Below are 18,482 nucleotides of genomic sequence, written 5' to 3' on the forward strand. Positions count from 1 at the left end.
AGTGCGCCCCACTCGAAGCAACGTTTTGTCCTTGAATCAAGGTTAGAATCCGCGCGGTTCGGCTAACAGTTTAAGGATGACCCCGCATGTCCACCCACGACACCTCCCTGCAAGACACCGCCGCCCCCGACGGCGTCTGCTTCGGCTGCGGCAGCAGCAACCCGCACGGCTTGCACATCAAGAGTTTCTGGCATGAGGACGGCGTGCACGTCATGGCCGAGCATGTGCCCGAGGCCAAATACTGCGGCTGGCCGGAGCTGGTCTACGGCGGCCTGATCGCGATGCTGGTGGACTGCCATTCCAACTGGACGGCGATGGCTTACCACTACCGCGCCGAGCAGCGCGACCCCGAAAGCCTGCCGCGCATCAACTGCGTCACCGGCAACCTCGGCATCAAGTTCATCAAACCGACGCCAATGGGCGTGCCGCTGACATTGAAGGCAAAAGTCGAAGGTGAAGTCGGGCGCAAGACCCGGGTGATCTGCGAGGTCTACGCCGGGGATGTGCTGACGGCGGTGGGCGATTCGGTGTTTGTGCGAGTGGATACCGAGCAGTTGGCAGCGGCGGCGCATGGACGGAATGAAGATCAATGAGTAACCGAGCAATAAACATTGTGGTGATTATCGCGATCAGCGTGATGGTGGTTGGCAAGCTGGAGTGGCTGACGAATTCGTATTTGCTGGCCCTGGCACAAGCGGGCGGTGATTTTGATCAGATGATTATCGACATCTGGTTTGGGGTGGCCTTTCACTCTCTGGTAGTGATCGTCGTGCCGCTGCTGCTGGCGTACTTCAAACAGACGCTTGCCAGTTATGTCGTGTTGATACTCGCGTTGTCGATCTACATTCTGCTCATCACAGGTGTCAATACTATTGCCCTGGTCATCGCCGGGCTAATGATCGCAGCAGTGGTATATGCGGTATTCACGCAATCGATCAACCTGATCCGGTACTTTCGCGCGAAGTGACCCGACTTACCGTTTACCTGGAGCCCCGGCCATGCCCGACCGCAAAATCATCATCCCCGACTCCATGAAAACCATTGTCGAACGCGCCGGATACGCGCCGGCGGTTCTGGTCGGCGACACGCTTTACTGCGCCGGCCAGGTGGGCCGGACGGCTGACTTGAAGGTCATCGAAGACCCCGAGCAACAGTTCATTCGTGCCTGGGAAAACCTCGACGAAGTGCTGAAGGCCGGTGGCTGCACCTTCGACGATGTGGTGGAGATGACCACCTATCACGTCGACATGAGCCAACACATGCCGGTGTTTCGCGAAGTGAAAAACCGCGTGTTCCCCAAGGGCTTCTGCGCCTGGACTTGCATCGGCGTCAGCGAACTGGCCCATCCGGGGCTGCTGGTGGAAATCAAATGCGTGGCCGTGCGCAGGCGCGCTATACCTGAGTAACGCCATTCCCCCTCATCGAGGTGTTGAACGATGGACTTGACCCTCTATTACCACCCGTTGTCGTCCTACTGCCACAAGGCGCTGATCGCCCTCTACGAACACAGCGTCGCGTTCGAAAAACGCTTGATCGACCTGTCCAGCGAAGCCGAACGGGCCGAGCTTCAAGCATTGTGGCCGCTGGTCAAATTCCCGGTGCTGCGCGATCACGCGCGCCAGCGCACGGTGCCGGAATCGAGCGTGATCATCGAGTACCTGGATCATCAACCGGGGCAGTCGCAACGACTGATTCCCGAAGACTGGGAGACCGCACTGGACGTGCGTCTATGGGACCGGTTTTTCGACCATTACGTGATGACGCCGATGCAGCAGATCGTCGCCGACCGCATCCAGTCCGCCAATGGCGACCTGAGCAGTCAGCGAGCGCTGCTGGCCACGGCGTACGGCATGCTCGAACAGCAACTGGCCGACCGCGAATGGATCGCCAGCGCGGATTTCAGCCTGGCCGATTGCTCCGCCGCACCGGCCCTGTTCTATGCCAGCACGCTGGTGCCGTTCGCCGCCGAACAACCGCGGCTGAGCGCCTATTTCGAACGGCTGGTGCAGCGCCCGTCGTTCAGTCGGGTCATCGAAGAAGCTAAACCGTGGTTCGACTTCTATCCCTTTGCCGAGGCCCTGCCCCAACGTTTCCGCTGAGGCTCGGCCTCACGCCGGCTGGTGACTGGTCACGCAGTGAATCCCGCCACCACCAGCCGCGATGGCGTCGATGTTGATCTGCACCACGTCGCGGTTCGGATAGAGCTTTTTCAGCAGGTCGAAGGCCTTATTGTCGGCGTCCTTGTCGCCGAACTCCGGGGCGATCACGGCGCCGTTGATCACGAAATAGTTGATGTAACCGGCCGCGAAGTCGTCGTTGTCCTTGTTGAATTTGGTGTTGCGCGGCTTCAGCGGTGGCGAAACGGTGTGGATCTGCAACGGACGACCGTCGGCGTCGGTGGCTTTCTTCAGGATTTCCAGGTGCGCCAGGGTGACCTTGTTGTCGTAGGAGCGCGGATCGGTGTCGAGGTTGGCGATCACCACGCCGGGCGTGACGAAGCGCGCATAGAAATCGACGTGGGCATCGGTGATGTCCTTGCTCTTGATGCCCGGCAGCCAGATGATCTTGCGCAGACCGAGGCGTGCTTTCAGTTCCGCCTCGACGTCAGCCTTGCTCCAGCCGGGGTTGCGGTTTTCGTTGATCCAGCAGCTTTCGGTCATGATCGCGGTGCCGTGACCATCGACTTCGATGCCGCCGCCCTCGCCCACCAGTTCGCTGCGCTGGTAGGTCGCCTGCGCATCGGCCGCCACGCGTTTGGCGATCTTCGCGTCCTTCGAATGCTGTTGCTTGTTGCCCCAGCCGCTGAAGTTGAAGTCCACGGCGCCGAGTCCGTTTTTGTCGTCGATGACGAAGTTGGCGCTGATGTCACGCATCCAGATGTCGTCGAGGTTGGCGATCTGGTAGGTGATGTTGGAGGTGCCGCAGATCTCTTCGGCCAGGCTGCGTTCGCCGCTGCGGCAATAGATGGTCAGCGGTTCGTAACGGGCGATGGCGCGGGCGATCCGGCCCAGCGCTTCCTGAACGTCTTCGGTGAAGTCTTCCCAGATCGCATCCTGCGCGCCGAAGGCCATGTAGGCGCGTTCGTGTTTGTCGCCCTCGTCGGGCATGAACCAGCGACCTTCGCCGGCCGCCAGTACCCGCGCCGGTGACAGACCGAGGCCCATGACGGCAGCGCCTACGCCGGCGGCGACTGAAACCTGTTTGATGAACTCGCGACGAGTCGGCATGTGTACGTTCCTGATGGGTAAGGGGCCGCCGGGGCGGCCCGGAAAAATCACTTGGCAGTGGCAGTCTTGAACTTGGTCCAGGTGCGCATGCGGGCGCGCATGTCGGCCTGGGGGATATCCTTGCCCGGTATCAGACGAGCATAGGTCGCTTCGTCGAGGTAGATGTCCGGGTTGTTGCGCATCGCCTCATCCACGTTTGGCCGGGCCTTGGCGTTGGAGGTCGGGTAACCGGTGAAATTGCTGATCGCGGCCATGTTCTCCGGGCGCATCACGAAGTTGATGAATTCGTAGGCGTATTCCGGATGTTTGGCATCGACCGGAATGGCCATGGTGTCCATCCACACCGTGGTGCCTTCGCGCGGCACGCGGTACTGGAAGCGGGTCTGCTTGCCGGCGCTGTCCGAGGTGCGCTGAGCCTGGGTCATGTCGCCGCTGTAGCCGAGGGACAGACACAGGTTGCCGTTGACCAGATCGGTCACCGGTTGCGACTGGAACTTGCGGATATACGGCCGCAGCTTCATCAGCAAGTCACTGGCCGCCGCCAGATCCGCAGGCTTGGCGCTGCGCGGGTCGCGGCCCAGATAGTTGAGCACCACAGCCAGTACTTCATCCGGCGAGTCGATCATCGAAATCCCGCAATCGGCGAATTTGGCCGCCAGTTCCGGTTTGAACAGCATGTCGAGGCTGTTGACCGGGGCGTCGGCCATGCGCTGTTTGATCTGCTCGGCGTTATAGGTCAGGCCGATGGTGCCCCAGGTGTACGGCACGGTGGCCTTGTTCGAATGCTCGTAATGGCTGCGCAGTTTTTGCAGGCCCGATTCGATATCGTTCATCGCGGTGATCTTCGAAGGATCCAGCGGCAACAGGCTGCCGGCGCGCATCAGCCGTTCGGCCACGGTGTCGCCGGGGAAGATCAGGTCGTAGCCGCTGCCACCGGACAGCATCTTGGCTTCCAGGGTTTCGCTGCCGTCCATCACGTCGTAGATCACCTTGATTCCGGTCTCGGCAGTGAATTTGCTCAACGTGTCTTCAGCGAAATAATCCGCCCAGTTGTACAGCCGCAAGGTCTTGTCTTCGGCGTGCACCGTCGACATCAAACCGGCCAGCGCAAGGCCCAGTGCACCCAGCAACCATTTGTGTGAAGTAGGCATATCAGACTCCTTGGGGATTCCAACGGGCGTTAAGGTGACGGCCGTCTTGGCTCAGCAATGCGCCGTACATTTCCGGACGACGGTCGCGGTAGATGCCCCAGCTCAGGCGATCTTCACGCATGGCTGCCAGATCCAGGCTTTGCACCAAAACACCGGTGCTGGCGCGGTCGGCTTCGGCGAGCATTTTTCCCTTGTGGTTGCAGATGAACGATGAGCCGTAGAAATTCATTTGCAACGCCGCATCGGTGCCGGCCACTTCGCGGCCAACCCGGTTGGAGGCGATCACCGGCAGCAGATTGGCAGCGGCGTGGCCGCGCATGGTCATCTGCCAGTGATCTCGCGAGTCCAGATCCGCGCAGCCCGGTTCCGAGCCGATGGCCGTCGGAAACAACAACACTTCGGCGCCCATCAACGCCATGCAGCGGGCAGTTTCCGGGAACCACTGATCCCAGCAGATGCCCACGCCGAGGCGGCCGAACGCGGTGTCCCAGACTTTGAAACCAGTGTCGCCGGGGCTGAAATATTCCTTCTCCTGATAGCCGATGGCGTTGGGGATGTGGGTCTTGCGGTACACGCCTAACAGGCGCCCGTCGGCATCGGCCACGCTCAGGGAATTGAAGTAAGCGTTGCCGGCCTTCTCGTACCAGCTCAGCGGTAACACCACGCCCAGTTCGCGGGCGAGCGCGGCGAAACGCGACAGCACCTGACTGTCGCGGTACTCCTCGGCCAGCGCCATGTGCTGATGGCTCTGCTCGATGCAGAAATACGGCGTGGCGAACAGTTCCTGCAACAGGATCACTTGCGCACCCTGCGCGGCCGCTTCACGCACCAACTGCTCGGCGCGGTCGAGGTTGCTTTTCAGGTCCCAGGTGCACGGCATCTGGGTGGTGGCGACTTTGAGCAACGTCATCGATCAACCCTCCACCGGCCAGGCTGGCTGTTGCTGGGTGATGCAGTGCACACCGCCGCCGCCATGGGCCAGATGATTGATCTGCACCGGCACCACCTCACGTCCCGGGAACGCCTTGGCCAGGGTTTCTGCCGCGATATGGTCGGCCTCGATGCCGTACGCCGGCATGATGATCGCGCCGTTGGCGATGTAGAAGTTGGTGTAAGAGGCGCAGAACACTTCGGCTTCGGTGTCCACCGCATCGGTGGCTTCGTACAGCTCGATCAGCTCGAATTTGCGGCCCTGAGTGTCGGTGGCCAGCTCCAGTGCGCGGCGGTTTTCCCGCACGACTTCGGCGTACACCGAGCTGCGATCGTGAGTGGCGTCCACCAGCAACACACCGGGACGGGCGAAGGCGCACACACCATCGACGTGACCGTCGGTCATGTCGCCGGTGACGTAATCCGGATCGCCCGGCAGCCAGATGGTTTTCTTCACGCCGAGCAGGCGGCCGAAGATTTCTTCCATCTCGGCCTTGCTCACGCCGGGGTTGCGGTTGGGGTTAAGCAGCACCGATTCGGTGGTGATCAACGTGCCCTCGCCGTCCACGTGGATCGCGCCGCCCTCGTTGCTCAGCGCGGTGCCGAAGCACTCGCCGCCCAACTGGTTGAGCACGCGGCGGGCCAGGCTTTCGTCCAGATCATGGGCCGACTTGCCGCCCCACGCGTTGAAGCGCCAGCTCACCCCGGCCAGACCTTGTTCCGGGTGAACCACGAAGCTCGGGCCGGAGTCGCGGCACCAGCTGTCGTTGACGGCCAGTGGAATCAGTTCGATGTTCGGCCCGCACAAGGCTTTGGCGCGGGCGATGGCCGACGGATCGACGACCATTTTCACCGGTTCGAAACGGGCGATGGCATTGGCGACTCGGGCGAAATCTTCCTGCACCAACGGCAAGGTGACGCCCCAGCCCGATTCCCACAGGGCCTGATTGTGTGGCCAGACCATCCAGGTCGCCGCGTGCGTCACCCACTCTGCCGGCATCATCCAACCGCTGTTGTTGTTTTTGTTCTGCTGCATGGTAAAAAGCCCTTTGAGTTAAGCCATTGTGTTCAATGAAAACAGCCTTGGCGGCGTTGACGTGCATGCTAATGGCGGCCTGAAGGGCAAACAAACGATGGATTTAGCGGAAAACTGATTAGAGGAACTTATCGATCATGCTGAAACACTGGCCACCCCTCAGCTCGTTGCGCGGCTTCGAAGCCGCCGCAAGGCTGGGCAGTTTTCACAAGGCCGCCGAGGAACTGAGCCTCACGCAATCGGCCATCAGCCAGCAGATCCGCAGCCTTGAGGCGTACCTCGAGCAACCTCTGTTTTTCCGCAGCGGACGCAGCGTCAGCCTGACCGACGCCGGCCACGATCTGCTCAGCACCACTCAGGCGATGCTGCAGCAACTGTCTGTGGGCATCCGGCGGCTGGGGCAATACCAGAAACCCAATCAACTGGTGCTCAACACCACGCCGGCGTTTGCCCGGCACTGGTTGCTGCCGCGACTGGGGGATTTCCGCCGTCAGCATCCGAATGTGGACCTGTGGATTTTCAGCACCGATGAAGTGCCGGACATGGCGACCCAGACCATCGATCTGGCGGTGCGCGACGACATCAGTTCGCAGGCTGAATGCAGCTTCAAGGTGCTGCATGCCGACCGCCTCTACCCCGCGTGTCATCCGAGCTTGTTAAGCGTGCCGAGCGCCCAGCGGACGACGCTGCACGGCGAGCGGGAAATGGACTGGAGCCATTGGGCGGTGGAATCGGGGATCGATGTCGGCCAGCAGGATCAGGGCCTGAATTTCTCTGATCCGGGCCTGTTGTTGGACGCGGCGTGTTCAGGTCTGGGGATTGCGCTGGTCAGTCAGTTGCTCAGCCGTCAGGCGCAGCAAAACGGGCTGTTGCAGCCACTGGTGGAGCAAACCATTCGCGGCCCGAACTGGGCGATGCTGACGCACCGCGACAGCGAGAACGACCCGATGGCGCGATGCTTCAGTCAATGGCTTTCAACTCAACTGGCAGAACCCGAGCCGCCGGCTCAGACGGCCGTCAAATGACCTGCGCCTGGCCGGCCTTCCAGTCGCCCGAACAGTACGTAATGCTGATAACCGCTGGTGAACGCCCCGGCGGAAATCGCATTTCTGACGTCCTGGTTCAGCTCCAGATATTGCGCTTCGTCAAAGTGTTCGGCACTGACTTCACCACTGCGCCCGAGCCTGTCACTCTCGATCGGCAAGCCCATGATCGTGCGTCGCTGGAAGTCGATTATCCGGTTGACAGCGTGGCTCTGCAGCGGTCCCTGATTGGAGTGCCCCGAGTAGATGTGCAATCCGTTGTTCGCACAGCGATTGCACATGTCGACGCAGTTCGGCTGGGTGGACTTGAGCCTGGTCAGTTGTGCCAGCGGCATATCAAGGTACTTGCCCACCTGATATTCGGTCTGATTGAAAATGGAACAACACAGGATGGTGTTGCCATTGCAGTCGAGCACCAGCCAGTCATCCTTGAGCCCGCATGCCTGCTTCGGATAATGGCGAACCAGATTGACCAGGTCGTCGAAGGGTGGCAACGCGAGTCGCTGCAGGGTCTCGCGATCAGTGTCGGTCACCGACGGGTCGCGCTCGATCAGCGCCAGCGTCTTCTCCAGCGGCATCATAACTGAATACCCGGTCGAGAACTCGAAGCCCAGACGCTGGCTGAATTCGCGCATCAGCCCTTCTTCTTCCATGTTGTCGAGGTAGCGGTGGTAGTAGACCTCGATCCGCGTGTTCAAGCCATGTTGCTGCTTGAGCTCATGCAGTTTGATCATGTTGGCCTTGACGACTTCAATGTCGCCGCCTACGTGCCCCTGCTCGTACGTCTGCTGATAAAACCCGGACAGCGAGATACGGAAGAACCATGGATTGGCGAGCATCGCTGTCTCCATGTTTTTCGCCAGATTCAAATTGGAACTGATACCGCTCTGCAAACCGGCGGCATTGATGATCTCGACAAACTCGCCGATGCGCGGGTGGATCAACGGCTCGGTCCAGTTATACAGAAAAATCGACTCGACCCCTTCGCTTCGGGCCTTCTCGACGATCTTCCTGAACATGTCAACTTGCATGGCTTTCTTGAAGTTGACGTTTTCCGAGTTGCCCATCGGACACGAGGGGCAGCTCAAATTGCACGCGCCGACAATATCGATGTACATATTCATTGCGAGTGAAGCTCCTTGATTGAATAGCGGTGCATCCAGACTTGCCGACTTTATTGATCGCCGATATTCGCTATTTTTTTGACAGTCCGGGAGCGCGGTCAGCAAGTTCCGCGCCATTGGCACGCGTGGCCATCAATTCCACGATCCAATCGATAAATACCCGTAGCTTTTGGCTGATATGCCTGTTCGGCGGGTACGCAACGTACAGCGGCATCGGGTCAAGCGCCCAGCCCTCGAACAGTGCAACCAACTCACCTCGGGCCTCATGCTCCGCCGACATGTAACTCGGCAGCCAGAGCACACCCAGACCGGCAAGGCCTGCCGCCAGATAGGCATTGCCATCATCGACCGCCAGAACATGCCGGCCCTTGATCAGCAGGTTCTCCGTGGCATTGCGCAAGGCGTAAGGCACCGGTCTGCCGGTGCGCGCCCAAAGAAAACCGACCACCCGGTGATGGCTGTTTTCCAGCTCACGGGGATGCATCGGGGTGCCGGCGCGGGCCAGATAACTCGGCGCGGCGTACACGCCAAGCTGAAGATCCGCCACCTTCCGGGCCATCAGTGACTGATCGCGCAGCTCCCCGCCACGGATAACGCAATCGACGTTTTCATCGATGATGTCGACGATCCGGTCACTGACGCCCATGTCGATCTGGATCTCCGGGTAGCGCGCGTAAAACTCGGGCAGCGCCGGCACCAGAATCAGATTGGCCAAGGGGCTGGGCACATCGACCCGCAAACGGCCCTTGGGCTGGGTCGCGGCGCCGGGAAGACTCGTCTCCGCGTCGTCCATGTCCGCCAGCAACTTGATCACCCGCTCGTAATAGGCCGCACCGTCCGCCGTGGCGTTGACCTTGCGCGTGGTGCGGTTGAGCAACTTCACTCGCAGCCGCGCTTCCAGTTGCTGGACGAGCTGGGTCACGGTGGTCTTGCTCATGTGCAACGTCTCGGCGGCTTTGGTGAAACTCCCCGCCTCCACCACCCGGGCGAAGGCTTGCATCGCGTCAAAACGGTCCATCACCCACCTCTGATAGCGGCTCGATTGTTTGGGATTTGCAAACAGTGATCGCCAAGGTTGCGCGTTTATCGTGCCGATGCAAGCGCCTAGAGTGGCTCCATCACAGGTTTTCAACCCATTGAAGGAGACACCCCATGACCCGTGCCCAGCCAAAACGCGACGTGGTTTTCCCGCCCGGACGCCATGCGCTTTACGAGCGCAATCGTTATTCGCCGGCGGTTCGCTCCAACGGTTTTCTGTTCGTCTCAGGGCAAGTCGGCAGCCTAGAGGACGGCTCGCCCGAGCCGGATCTGAAACAACAGGTGCGACTGGCTTTCACCAACCTCAACGCGATTCTCGGTGCGGCCGGCGGCAGCTTCGATGATGTGGTGGACGTGACGGTGTTCATGGTCGATCCGCAATCGACCTTCGAAACCATCTGGGAAGTGGTGCCGGAGTTCTGGGGCGAGGCGCCGCACCCGACGATTACCGCAGTCGGCGTGACGTGGCTGTATGGGTTTCAGTTCGAGATCAAGGTGATTGCCAGGTTGCCGGAGGAGACACGGGCGTAGGCTTGCGGCAATTGCTCACAATCCGTGTTCAACGGCTTCACCGAAGCGCTCTTGATGCCATTTCTGCGATCAATATTCTGTCCTCATGTTGTTTTTGCCCCGGACAGAAAAGAGCGCAAGCCATGCCCAGCCCGAGAACGCTGTACCAGAAGCACATCGACAGTCACACCGTCTGCACCCTCGACGATCAGGGCCACGTGCTGCTTTACATCGACCGCCAGGTCGCCAACGAATACACCAGCCCGCAAGCCTTCAGCGGCCTGCGCGAGGCCGGGCGCACGGTGTGGCGGCCTGCGGCGACGCTGGCGGTGGTCGATCATGTGAACCCCACCGCACCGAAACGCATCGCGACCATGCCTGACGCCGGGGGCGCGCGTCAGGTGTCGTACTTCGAAGAAAACTGCCGCGACTTCGGCATCGAGCTGTTCGATGTGCTGGACAAGCGCCAAGGTATCGAACACGTCGTGGCGCCGGAACAGGGTTTCATTTTGCCGGGCATGGTGGTGGCGGCCGGTGACAGCCACACCACCACTTACGGCGCACTGGGCGCGTTCGGTTTCGGCATCGGCACTTCGGAAATCGAGCACCTGCTGGCAACCCAGACGCTGGTCTACAAACGTCTGAAAACCCTGCGGGTGACGGTCAACGGTGAGCTCGGCGCAGGCGTCACCTCCAAGGACATCATCATGGCGCTGATCGAGAAGATCGGCGCTTCCGGCGCCACCGGTTACGCCATCGAGTTCGCCGGCCCGGCCATCAGCGCCCTCAGCGTCGAGGCGCGCATGACCATCTGCAACATGGCCGTCGAGGCCGGCGCCCGGGGTGCGTTCATGGCGCCGGACGACAAGGTGTTCGCTTACCTGCAACGCAAGCCGCGTGCGCCCAAGGGCAAGGTCTGGGAGCAGGCAATCGAGCGCTGGAAAACCCTGCACAGCGACGAGGGCGCGGTGTTCGATCGCGAAGTCATCCTCGATGTCGCCGCGCTGGAGCCGATGGTGACCTGGGGCACCAGCCCCGATCAGGCCGCGCCGATCAAAGGGCACGTGCCGGACCCGGCCGCCCAGCCCGATCCGATCCTGCGTCAGGGCCTGCAGCGCGCCCTCGACTACATGGGCCTGACACCCGGCATGCCGCTGAACGAAGTGACGATCAGCCATGCCTTCATCGGTTCCTGCACTAATGCGCGGATCGAAGATTTGCGCGACGTTGCCCGCGTGGTGCGCGGCAAGCGTGTGGCGGCCCATGTGCGGGCGATGATCGTTCCCGGCTCGACGTTGGTGCGCAATCAGGCCGAGGACGAAGGCCTGGCACAGATTTTTCTCGACGCCGGTTTCGAGTGGCGGCAATCGGGTTGCTCGATGTGCCTGGCGATGAACGACGACGTGCTCGCACCGGGCGATCGCTGTGCGTCGAGCACCAATCGCAACTTCGAAGGCCGTCAGGGCGCCGGTGCGCGCACCCACCTGATGAGCCCGGCGATGGTCGCAGCGGCGGCCATCAGCGGCCATTTGACTGACGTGCGCACCGTCGCGCTGGAGGCTTGAACCATGCAACCTTTCGACACCGTCAGCGGCAGCGCCGCGCCGTTTCTTGCATCCAACATCGACACCGACGTGATCATGCCCAAGCAGTTTCTCAAGGGCATCGATCGTCAGGGGCTGGATCGCGGGCTGTTCTTCGATCTGCGCTTTCTCGCGTCCGGCGAACCCAACCCTGAATTCGTGCTCAATCAGCCGGCCTGGCAGGACGCGGCGTTTCTGGTGACCGGCCCGAACTTCGGCTGCGGTTCCAGCCGCGAACACGCGGTGTGGGGCTTGAAGCAAGTGGGGATCCGGGCCTTGATCGGCACCACGTTCGCCGGGATTTTCTACGACAACTGCCAGCGTAATGGCGTGCTGGCGATTCAACTGGATGACGCGCAATTCAAGCGCGTGGCCGAGGCGATCAGCGTCCCGGAAACCGCGCGGATCAGCGTGAACCTGGCGCAGCAGACCCTCGAGCTGGCAGACGGCACGCAGATCGAGTTCGAGATCGATCAGTTGCGCAAACAGTCGCTGCTGCTGGGGCTGGATGCCATCGGCACCACGCTGCAACGCACCGAGCAGATCCGCGCCTTTGAAGCGCGGCATCTGGCGGACAATCCCTGGCTGGGTTGATGGCAAAAAAAACGGGCGGTTCATTGAACCGCCCGTTTTCATTCCACAGACAAATCGCGGAAGTACTCTTCCAGAAACTCCACGCACACCCGCAATTTCGCCGACTCGCTGAGCCGGGTCGGATAGACCGCCCAGACGTTGGCGCTCTGGGTGTAGCCGTCCAGCACCTGCACCAGCCTGCCCTGCTCAAGCATCGGTTTGACGTCCCACATCGAGCGCAACAGGATTCCGCCGCCGCTCAAGGCCCACTCCAGCACGATCTCGCCGCTGTTGGAGGACAACGGGCCATTCACTCGCACCGTCTCCTCTTGCCCGTCCTTGCTCAGGGTCCAGATGCCGAATGCGTTGTTGCGTTCCTTGAGCACCAGACAATCGTGGTCTTTCAGGTCTTCAAGAGACTGCGGCGTGCCTCGGCGTTCGAGGTATTCCGGCGTGGCGCACAGCACGCGCCGGTTGCTCACCAGTTTGCGCGCCAGATGCTGGCCCGGCAGGTCATCGCCGACGAGGATCTCCAGGTCGAAGCCCTCGCCCACCAGATCGACCACCCGGTCGAATACATCAAGCCGGATATCGAGTTTCGGACACGCCCGCGACAACTGACTGATCGCCGGCGCCACATGATTGCGACCGAAACCGAAGCTGCTGCAAATGTGCAGCGATCCCGCCGGCTGGTGCCGGGCCTGGGAAATCTCGCCGAGAAACTGATCGAAATCCCCCAGCAGTTTCTCGGCCCAGATCCGCACCCGCTCGCCATCGTCAGTCAGCGCGATGCGCCGGGTCGTGCGGTGCAGCAGCTTGGTGGCCAGCGTGGTTTCCAGCACCGAGATGCGCTTGCTGACGTAGGCCGGTGAAAAGCCCAACTCGTCGGCGGCGCTGGCAAAGCTGTTCTTGCGGATGACGGTGAGGAACACCTTGAGGTCTTCGGGCAAGGGAAATTGGTCACGATTCGTGTTCATAGGCCGCATGCTTCCGCTGTTTATCACGCATTTTGCGAAGGATACCATCGAATCACCGCCTCACCACCCTAGCCCGGTGCACCGTGGTTTCCCGTCAATCCTCGATAAAAACAAACATGAGGACATGCGTCATGAGCGACTCCCTTGAGCAATCCCTGAACGTCGACGGCCCGCGCGCCGGCGGGTTCATCCAGCGCCTGTGCAGCTATGAGATCGGCGTGATCCCGCTGCCGATCTTCCTCGGCATCGCCGTGATCGTGTTTCTGTCGGCCCACCTCGGTTTTCTGCCGAAGAACATGATCGGCGGTCTGGCCGTGATCATGACAATGGGTGTGTTCTTCGGCCAGATGGGCTCGCGTCTGCCGATCCTGCGGGAAATCGGTGGCGGCGCCATTCTGTGCCTGATGTTGCCGTCGGTGCTGGTGTTCTACGGCTTCTTCGGCGCGCCGACGATCGACGCGACCAAAATGCTGATGAAGGAGGCCAACTTCCTGTACTTCGTGATCGCCAGCCTGGTAGTCGGCAGCATCCTGGGCATGAGCCGGTTCATCCTGGTCCAGGGCATGATCCGCATGTTCATCCCCTTGCTGGCCGGCACCCTGGCCGCCGTCGCGAGCGGGCTGATCGTCGGCAAACTTGCCGGCTACAGCGTCTACCACACGTTCTTTTTCATCATCGTGCCGATCATCGGCGGCGGCATCGGCGAAGGCATCCTGCCGCTGTCCCTGGCCTATTCGACGATCCTGGGCGGCACGCCGGACATCTACGTCGCGCAACTGGTCCCGGCGGCCGTGGTCGGCAACATTGCAGCGATCATCTGCGCCGGTTACCTGGCGCGGCTGGCGCTGAAACGCCCGGCCATCAACGGTGAAGGCGCCCTGATCCGGTCGAAAGTCGAAAACGATAAATTCAAGGTCAAGGATGAGTCCGCCACCGCCATCGACCTGCGACTCATGGGCGCTGGCGTGCTGGTCATCTGTGCGTTCTTCGTCCTCGGTGGCCTGCTGGAAAAGGTCGTCGGGATTCCGGGGCCGGTGATGATGATTCTCGCGGCGGTGCTGTTCAAATACGTGCGTGTGCTGCCGGAGAAACTGGAAAAAGGCGCGCAGTCTTTCTACAAACTGGTTTCCGCCGCCTTCATCTGGCCGGTGATGATTGGCCTTGGAATGTTGTATGTGCCGCTCGACAGCGTGGTGAAGGTGTTTTCGATCGGCTATGTGCTGGTGTGCCTCAGCGTGGTGGTGTCGATGACCGTCGCCGGTTTTTTCATCGGCAATCTGATGAAGATGTACCCCATCGAATCGGCCATCGTGACCTGCTGCCACAGCGGCCTGGGCGGCACCGGCGACGTCGCGATCCTGTCGGCCTCGAACCGGATGTCGCTGATGCCCTTTGCCCAGATCTCTACCCGTATCGGCGGCGCTTCGACGGTGATCCTGGCGACGCTGTTGCTGGGGTTAGTTGCCTGAACAGAATCGGCTTGTTGCCGGTGAGCTTCCGGCGGTTCATCAACCCGGCTCCGCAGTTTTCCGCACGGTTGCCGCTAAAAAACTAGAACTCGCGCCAAAGCGCTGCATCCAACGTTTAAGCCAACGGAGGTCAGCGCCATGAACAACGACAGTAAAGCCCCACCTACCGATACGTCCGGCAAACCGGTCAATGTGGTGAAACGCGATCTTGAAGACCCGGACGACGACACGCGCGGCGTGGATGAGGTCATCACGCCCTCGTCGACCCGCACCAAGGAGCAGGACGCTGAGGAGTTGCAACGCAAGGTCGACGAAATCGAACGCAAGGTTGCGGACGGTAATTGATCGGTTCGTCGAGGCAGGTCTTTGCCAGGTTTTCGGGCTACATCGGTCGCGCCGGTTTTCATGACGATCGCTGAAAAGCCCGAAAAACCTGACCGGCGATACCGTCCGGGAAATAAGTAGCTGTTTTGCCTGAAATTTATTGGCTTCAGGGGTTCACAGATCGCAAGAGCGCTGGTAAAGTGCCGCCCACTGTTGCAGAGGTCCTCCCGGGACTGAAACCAATAGCTACAGGGGCGTCGCCAAGCGGTAAGGCAGCAGGTTTTGATCCTGCCATGCGTTGGTTCGAATCCAGCCGCCCCTGCCATTTTTTCCTCGTTTCACCCTCCTCCGCGTCACCTCCGCCTCAACGGCAAATCACTTCTTTGAATTCAACGTAATTGCCGAACGCACCAGCGCTTTCAGAGCCTTGGCATCGATCTTGTCGTCTTCGTGAACATCAATCGCCCGCCGGGTATTGCCTTCCAGACTGGCATTGAACAGTCCTGACGGATCCTCCATCGCCGCGCCTTTGGCAAAAGTCATTTTCACCACGGCCTTGTAGGTTTCCCCGGTGCAGATGATGCCGTTGTGTGACCAGACCGGAACGCCGCGCCACTTCCACTCCTCGACGACCTCCGGGTCAGCCTCATGAATGATCGCGCGGATCTCGGCCAGCTTCTGGCCACGCCAGTCATTCAGTTCCTTGATTCTTGCATCGATCAGCGCAGAGGGATTCTCAGTCGCCGCGCCGCTGCTGTCCTTCTTCATATCCTTGTTCTCCCGAAAACCTTTTCCGCTATCCAGCGTAGCGCCGACTGCGCCAAACGCCGGGCAAAAAAAAGCCCCGCAAGGTGCGGGGCAAAGAATTGGTTGGTTGCGGCCAACCAAAGGAGCATCGTCAAAAGCGTTAACCGTCAGGCGTTACAGGCACTCCTGGGCAGCCCGTTCAAAACTCGACGGCAGGAAACTCGACGCCAGCAAGTGGCGCTCATATAAAAACACCTTGCCGCCGTCCTGTGCCTTGTAGGCTTCCAGGACGTTGTCTGCCGAAACCTTGCTCGGCACCACTATCCGGTAGCTGCGCTGGGTCTGCGAAACCGTCGGGTTCAGCGCACTGCCCTGCAGTTTCGGCACCACGCATTCGGCGTACTGGGCGGGCGTCTTGTGCGTCTGCAGGGTCAGCGTCGGGTCGTTTGGCGCAGAAGCGCAGGCGGTCAGCAACAAACTGGCAGAAGCCATGGCAGGGATAAAAAAGGCACGCATGGATAAAATCCTGAAAATAAAAAGTTCGGTTCTTCGGCAACGTTCAGTGTCACGGGCACTGCCGTTGCCGTTTTGCTTTAGGTGTTCAGCCTGCACTTACCAAGGCTTTGAGCGAGTCATCGAACTGCTTCAAGGCACTCAGTTGCAGGTCGCGCTGCTGTTCGATCCCGGCAGCGATTTCGGGCGCTGCCTTGTTGTGTACCCACACTGACGGCAGTTGCTTCTCCACCGCGCCTTCGGCCTTGCCGATGTATTGCAGGTTGGCGTCGTAGAAGCGTGCAGCGAACCGCGCTTCGACCTGACTGTTGCGTTGGGTCAGCAGCCGGTTGTGGGTGTCGAGCATCACCACCACGTCCGGATGAGCCTGCACCAGCGCATCGAGGCTGTCGTAGACGGTCACCGAGAGAAACTGTTGTTGCAGCGAGCTCATCAACCAGTCGATGGCCAGTTCCGGATCGGAGCTGTCGACAAAGGCATCACGGATCCGCGCATCGAGTGCATCCTTGGCACCGTTCACCGCCACATCGTGGTAACGCTCGAGGTATTGCAGGTTGTCCAGGGTGTTTTCGCTGTACAGCACACCAACGTTTTGCGAGTGCTGCAGCGCGGCGCTGCTGCCGGCGACGGGCAGAAAATGGCACGATTTGGCGTCGTCTGCGTAAGCCGGGGCTACGGTGGCGGCCACCCCGCCCATCAGCAGGGCGACTACAGCCAGTCGGGTCAAAGTCTTCATCGCGCAATTCCTTCAGCAGCGTGTTCGATGGAGGCGATTTTCCGCCCATCGGCGCCAAAGCAGAACTTGCGTTTCTTGATGGTCACTATTACTTGAACCAATAGTTGCGCGGCGTGCAGACTGCTGCACACTCAATCACAACGAAAACAGATGAGGATTACCCGTGCGAACCTTTGATCTGATCCGCGATGCCGTCCTGCCCGAATTCCGCGACCGGGTGGCCGAATACCTGGTCGAATACGAAACCGTGCTGGGCCAGTCAGCGAACGATTCAGAGTCGGTGCGGGCCGTGGCCAATCAGTTGCGCGGTTATCTGCGCGGCCTCAATACCACCCGAGTGCTGGGCATGGCGGATTGGGAAGAGCTCGACCGGCGCGTGCTGAATACCTGGCTAGCGCCCGCTCGATGACACGCTAGACTCTTCAGGCTGCGCCCGCAGCGCCAGACCTGGAGGTGTCCCATGAGCAATAACACCGAACCCACGACATTCACCGGCTGGGCCGCCACCTCGGCCGGCGCGCCGCTGGAGCGCTTCAGTTACGACCCCGGCCCGCTGGGGGATGAGGAAGTCGAAGTCGCCGTGGAATATTGCGGCGTCTGTCACTCCGACCAGTCGCTGATCGACAACGACTGGGGCATCAGCCAATACCCGTTCATTCCCGGTCACGAAGTGGTCGGCCGCATCGTGCGCACAGGCCCGCAGGTACGCGGTCTGGAAGTCGGCCAGCGCGTGGGGATCGGCTGGTACAAGGGCAGCTGCATGCATTGCTCGTCCTGCATCGGTGGCTCCCATCACCTTTGCGCCACCGCCAAACCGACGATCATCGGCAGCCATGGCGGATTCGCCGATCGGCTGCGCACTCACTGGGCGTGGGCGCTGAAACTCCCGGACAACCTCGACCCGGCCCTCGCCGGCCCGTTGTTCTGCGCCGGCTCCACGGTCTTCAATCCGCTGGTGGAATTCGACATCAAGCCGACCGACCGGGTCGGCGTGGTGGGCATCGGCGGGCTCGGTCACCTGGCGCTGCGCTTTCTCAATGCCTGGGGTTGCGACGTTACCGCGTTCACCTCTTCCCTGAACAAACAGGACGAAGCCAAACGCCTCGGTGCCCACAAAGTCGTCGCCTCCACCGACAGCGAAGCGCTGAAAGCGATTGCCGGCACTCTCGACTTTCTGCTGATCACCGCCAACGCCAACCTCGACTGGACGGCGATGCTCGCCACCCTGCGCGGCAAGGGCCGGCTGCACTTCGTCGGCATCGTGCCCGACGCGATTCCGGTGCACGTATTCAATCTCATCCCTCAACAGAAATCCCTGTCAGCCTCCCCGGTCGGCTCGCCTGCCACGGCGGCGACCATGCTGGAGTTCTGCGCGCGGCATCAGATCCTGCCGCAGGTCGAGGAATTTCCGATGAGCAAGGTCAATGAAGCGGTTGACCATCTGCGCAGCGGCAAGGCGCGGTACCGGATTGTGTTGAACGCCAGCAAATGAACCCAAAGG

General features: G+C 60.8%; 22 protein-coding genes and 1 tRNA gene. 13 read left to right on the top strand and 10 right to left on the bottom strand.

Annotated features, from left to right (window positions below; all coding sequences use genetic code 11):
• Positions 1-86: 86 nt before the first annotated feature.
• The 4 genes from AC07XZ_RS16235 to AC07XZ_RS16250 are packed head-to-tail and all read left to right on the top strand — an operon-like array spanning position 87 to position 2,099.
• Entirely contained in the window at positions 87-593 is a 507-nt protein-coding gene (locus AC07XZ_RS16235) for a PaaI family thioesterase (protein WP_102686729.1), read from the top strand.
• A complete protein-coding gene (locus AC07XZ_RS16240) occupies positions 590-967 on the top strand; it encodes a hypothetical protein (protein ID WP_127797871.1) in 378 nt (125 codons plus the stop codon). The genes AC07XZ_RS16235 and AC07XZ_RS16240 overlap by 4 nt, the downstream gene beginning before the upstream one ends.
• A 31-nt stretch (positions 968-998) precedes the next feature.
• Positions 999-1,406, top strand: a complete 408-nt coding sequence (locus AC07XZ_RS16245; RefSeq protein WP_102686728.1) for a RidA family protein — start codon at positions 999-1,001, stop codon at positions 1,404-1,406.
• Positions 1,407-1,436: 30 nt separating this feature from the next.
• Entirely contained in the window at positions 1,437-2,099 is a 663-nt protein-coding gene (locus AC07XZ_RS16250) for a glutathione S-transferase family protein (protein WP_102686727.1), read from the top strand.
• A 9-nt stretch (positions 2,100-2,108) separates the two neighbouring features.
• On the opposite strand, the gene AC07XZ_RS16255 is transcribed toward AC07XZ_RS16250, so the two are convergent.
• Genes AC07XZ_RS16255 through AC07XZ_RS16270 form a run of 4 tightly spaced genes read right to left on the bottom strand, consistent with a single transcriptional unit; the run spans position 2,109 to position 6,344 of the window.
• On the bottom strand, positions 2,109-3,227 hold the full coding sequence (locus AC07XZ_RS16255) for an agmatine deiminase family protein (RefSeq protein ID WP_102686726.1): 1,119 nt from the start codon (positions 3,225-3,227) through the stop codon (positions 2,109-2,111).
• Between the two features lie 47 nt (positions 3,228-3,274).
• Positions 3,275-4,378, bottom strand: a complete 1,104-nt coding sequence (locus AC07XZ_RS16260) for an extracellular solute-binding protein (protein WP_102686725.1) — start codon at positions 4,376-4,378, stop codon at positions 3,275-3,277.
• Position 4,379: 1 nt separating this feature from the next.
• A complete protein-coding gene (gene aguB, locus AC07XZ_RS16265) occupies positions 4,380-5,288 on the bottom strand; it encodes an N-carbamoylputrescine amidase (protein ID WP_102686724.1) in 909 nt (302 codons plus the stop codon).
• Between the two features lie 3 nt (positions 5,289-5,291).
• Entirely contained in the window at positions 5,292-6,344 is a 1,053-nt protein-coding gene (locus AC07XZ_RS16270; protein WP_102686723.1) for an agmatine deiminase family protein, read from the bottom strand.
• 137 nt (positions 6,345-6,481) lie between these two features.
• On the opposite strand from AC07XZ_RS16270, the gene AC07XZ_RS16275 reads away from it, so the two are divergent.
• Complete coding sequence (locus AC07XZ_RS16275) at positions 6,482-7,369, top strand: LysR substrate-binding domain-containing protein (RefSeq protein ID WP_085747468.1); 888 nt, start codon at positions 6,482-6,484, stop codon at positions 7,367-7,369.
• Here AC07XZ_RS16275 and AC07XZ_RS16280 read toward each other — a convergent pair.
• Both AC07XZ_RS16280 and AC07XZ_RS16285 read right to left on the bottom strand, forming a co-directional pair.
• Positions 7,351-8,511, bottom strand: a complete 1,161-nt coding sequence (locus AC07XZ_RS16280; protein ID WP_085747469.1) for a radical SAM protein — start codon at positions 8,509-8,511, stop codon at positions 7,351-7,353. The genes AC07XZ_RS16275 and AC07XZ_RS16280 overlap by 19 nt on opposite strands.
• Before the next feature lie 70 nt (positions 8,512-8,581).
• Entirely contained in the window at positions 8,582-9,529 is a 948-nt protein-coding gene (locus tag AC07XZ_RS16285) for a LysR family transcriptional regulator (RefSeq protein WP_102686722.1), read from the bottom strand.
• Positions 9,530-9,663: 134 nt separating this feature from the next.
• Here AC07XZ_RS16285 and AC07XZ_RS16290 point away from each other — a divergent pair, with 134 nt between their 5' ends.
• The 3 genes from AC07XZ_RS16290 to leuD all read left to right on the top strand — a co-directional run bounded on the left by AC07XZ_RS16290 (position 9,664) and on the right by leuD (position 12,236).
• Positions 9,664-10,080: a RidA family protein gene (locus tag AC07XZ_RS16290; protein WP_085747471.1), complete on the top strand. Its 417-nt coding sequence runs from the start codon at positions 9,664-9,666 to the stop codon at positions 10,078-10,080.
• A 122-nt stretch (positions 10,081-10,202) separates the two neighbouring features.
• Positions 10,203-11,624, top strand: a complete 1,422-nt coding sequence (gene leuC / locus AC07XZ_RS16295) for a 3-isopropylmalate dehydratase large subunit (RefSeq protein WP_102686721.1) — start codon at positions 10,203-10,205, stop codon at positions 11,622-11,624.
• A gap of 3 nt (positions 11,625-11,627) precedes the next feature.
• The gene (gene leuD / locus AC07XZ_RS16300) at positions 11,628-12,236 is read left to right on the top strand and encodes a 3-isopropylmalate dehydratase small subunit (protein WP_085747473.1); all 609 of its coding nucleotides are present in this window, start codon (positions 11,628-11,630) and stop codon (positions 12,234-12,236) included.
• A 38-nt stretch (positions 12,237-12,274) separates the two neighbouring features.
• Here the strand turns inward: leuD and AC07XZ_RS16305 are convergent, their stop codons facing one another.
• Positions 12,275-13,192, bottom strand: coding sequence for a LysR substrate-binding domain-containing protein (locus AC07XZ_RS16305; protein ID WP_039773187.1), 918 nt, complete (start codon positions 13,190-13,192; stop codon positions 12,275-12,277).
• 131 nt (positions 13,193-13,323) lie between these two features.
• Here AC07XZ_RS16305 and AC07XZ_RS16310 point away from each other — a divergent pair, with 131 nt between their 5' ends.
• The 3 genes from AC07XZ_RS16310 to AC07XZ_RS16320 all read left to right on the top strand — a co-directional run bounded on the left by AC07XZ_RS16310 (position 13,324) and on the right by AC07XZ_RS16320 (position 15,310).
• On the top strand, positions 13,324-14,661 hold the full coding sequence (locus AC07XZ_RS16310) for a 2-hydroxycarboxylate transporter family protein (RefSeq protein WP_085747475.1): 1,338 nt from the start codon (positions 13,324-13,326) through the stop codon (positions 14,659-14,661).
• A 138-nt stretch (positions 14,662-14,799) separates the two neighbouring features.
• Positions 14,800-15,006, top strand: a complete 207-nt coding sequence (locus AC07XZ_RS16315) for a hypothetical protein (RefSeq protein ID WP_007955480.1) — start codon at positions 14,800-14,802, stop codon at positions 15,004-15,006.
• 229 nt (positions 15,007-15,235) lie between these two features.
• A tRNA-Gln gene (locus AC07XZ_RS16320) sits at positions 15,236-15,310 on the top strand.
• 50 nt (positions 15,311-15,360) lie between these two features.
• Here the strand turns inward: AC07XZ_RS16320 and AC07XZ_RS16325 are convergent.
• The 3 genes from AC07XZ_RS16325 to AC07XZ_RS16335 form a co-directional block, all read right to left on the bottom strand.
• Complete coding sequence (locus tag AC07XZ_RS16325; RefSeq protein WP_102686720.1) at positions 15,361-15,753, bottom strand: DUF1801 domain-containing protein; 393 nt, start codon at positions 15,751-15,753, stop codon at positions 15,361-15,363.
• Positions 15,754-15,906: 153 nt separating this feature from the next.
• A complete protein-coding gene (locus tag AC07XZ_RS16330; protein WP_102686719.1) occupies positions 15,907-16,248 on the bottom strand; it encodes a YajG family lipoprotein in 342 nt (113 codons plus the stop codon).
• An 85-nt stretch (positions 16,249-16,333) separates the two neighbouring features.
• A complete protein-coding gene (locus AC07XZ_RS16335) occupies positions 16,334-16,981 on the bottom strand; it encodes an ATPase (protein ID WP_102686718.1) in 648 nt (215 codons plus the stop codon).
• A gap of 163 nt (positions 16,982-17,144) precedes the next feature.
• Here AC07XZ_RS16335 and AC07XZ_RS16340 point away from each other — a divergent pair, with 163 nt between their 5' ends.
• Positions 17,145-17,390, top strand: a complete 246-nt coding sequence (locus AC07XZ_RS16340) for a hypothetical protein (protein WP_085655376.1) — start codon at positions 17,145-17,147, stop codon at positions 17,388-17,390.
• A gap of 51 nt (positions 17,391-17,441) precedes the next feature.
• On the top strand, positions 17,442-18,473 hold the full coding sequence (ahr, locus tag AC07XZ_RS16345; protein WP_085747480.1) for an NADPH-dependent aldehyde reductase Ahr: 1,032 nt from the start codon (positions 17,442-17,444) through the stop codon (positions 18,471-18,473).
• Positions 18,474-18,482 lie beyond the last annotated feature (9 nt).

It is taken from the genome of Pseudomonas sp. GW458-11-26-14-LB4 (assembly GCF_059423925.1).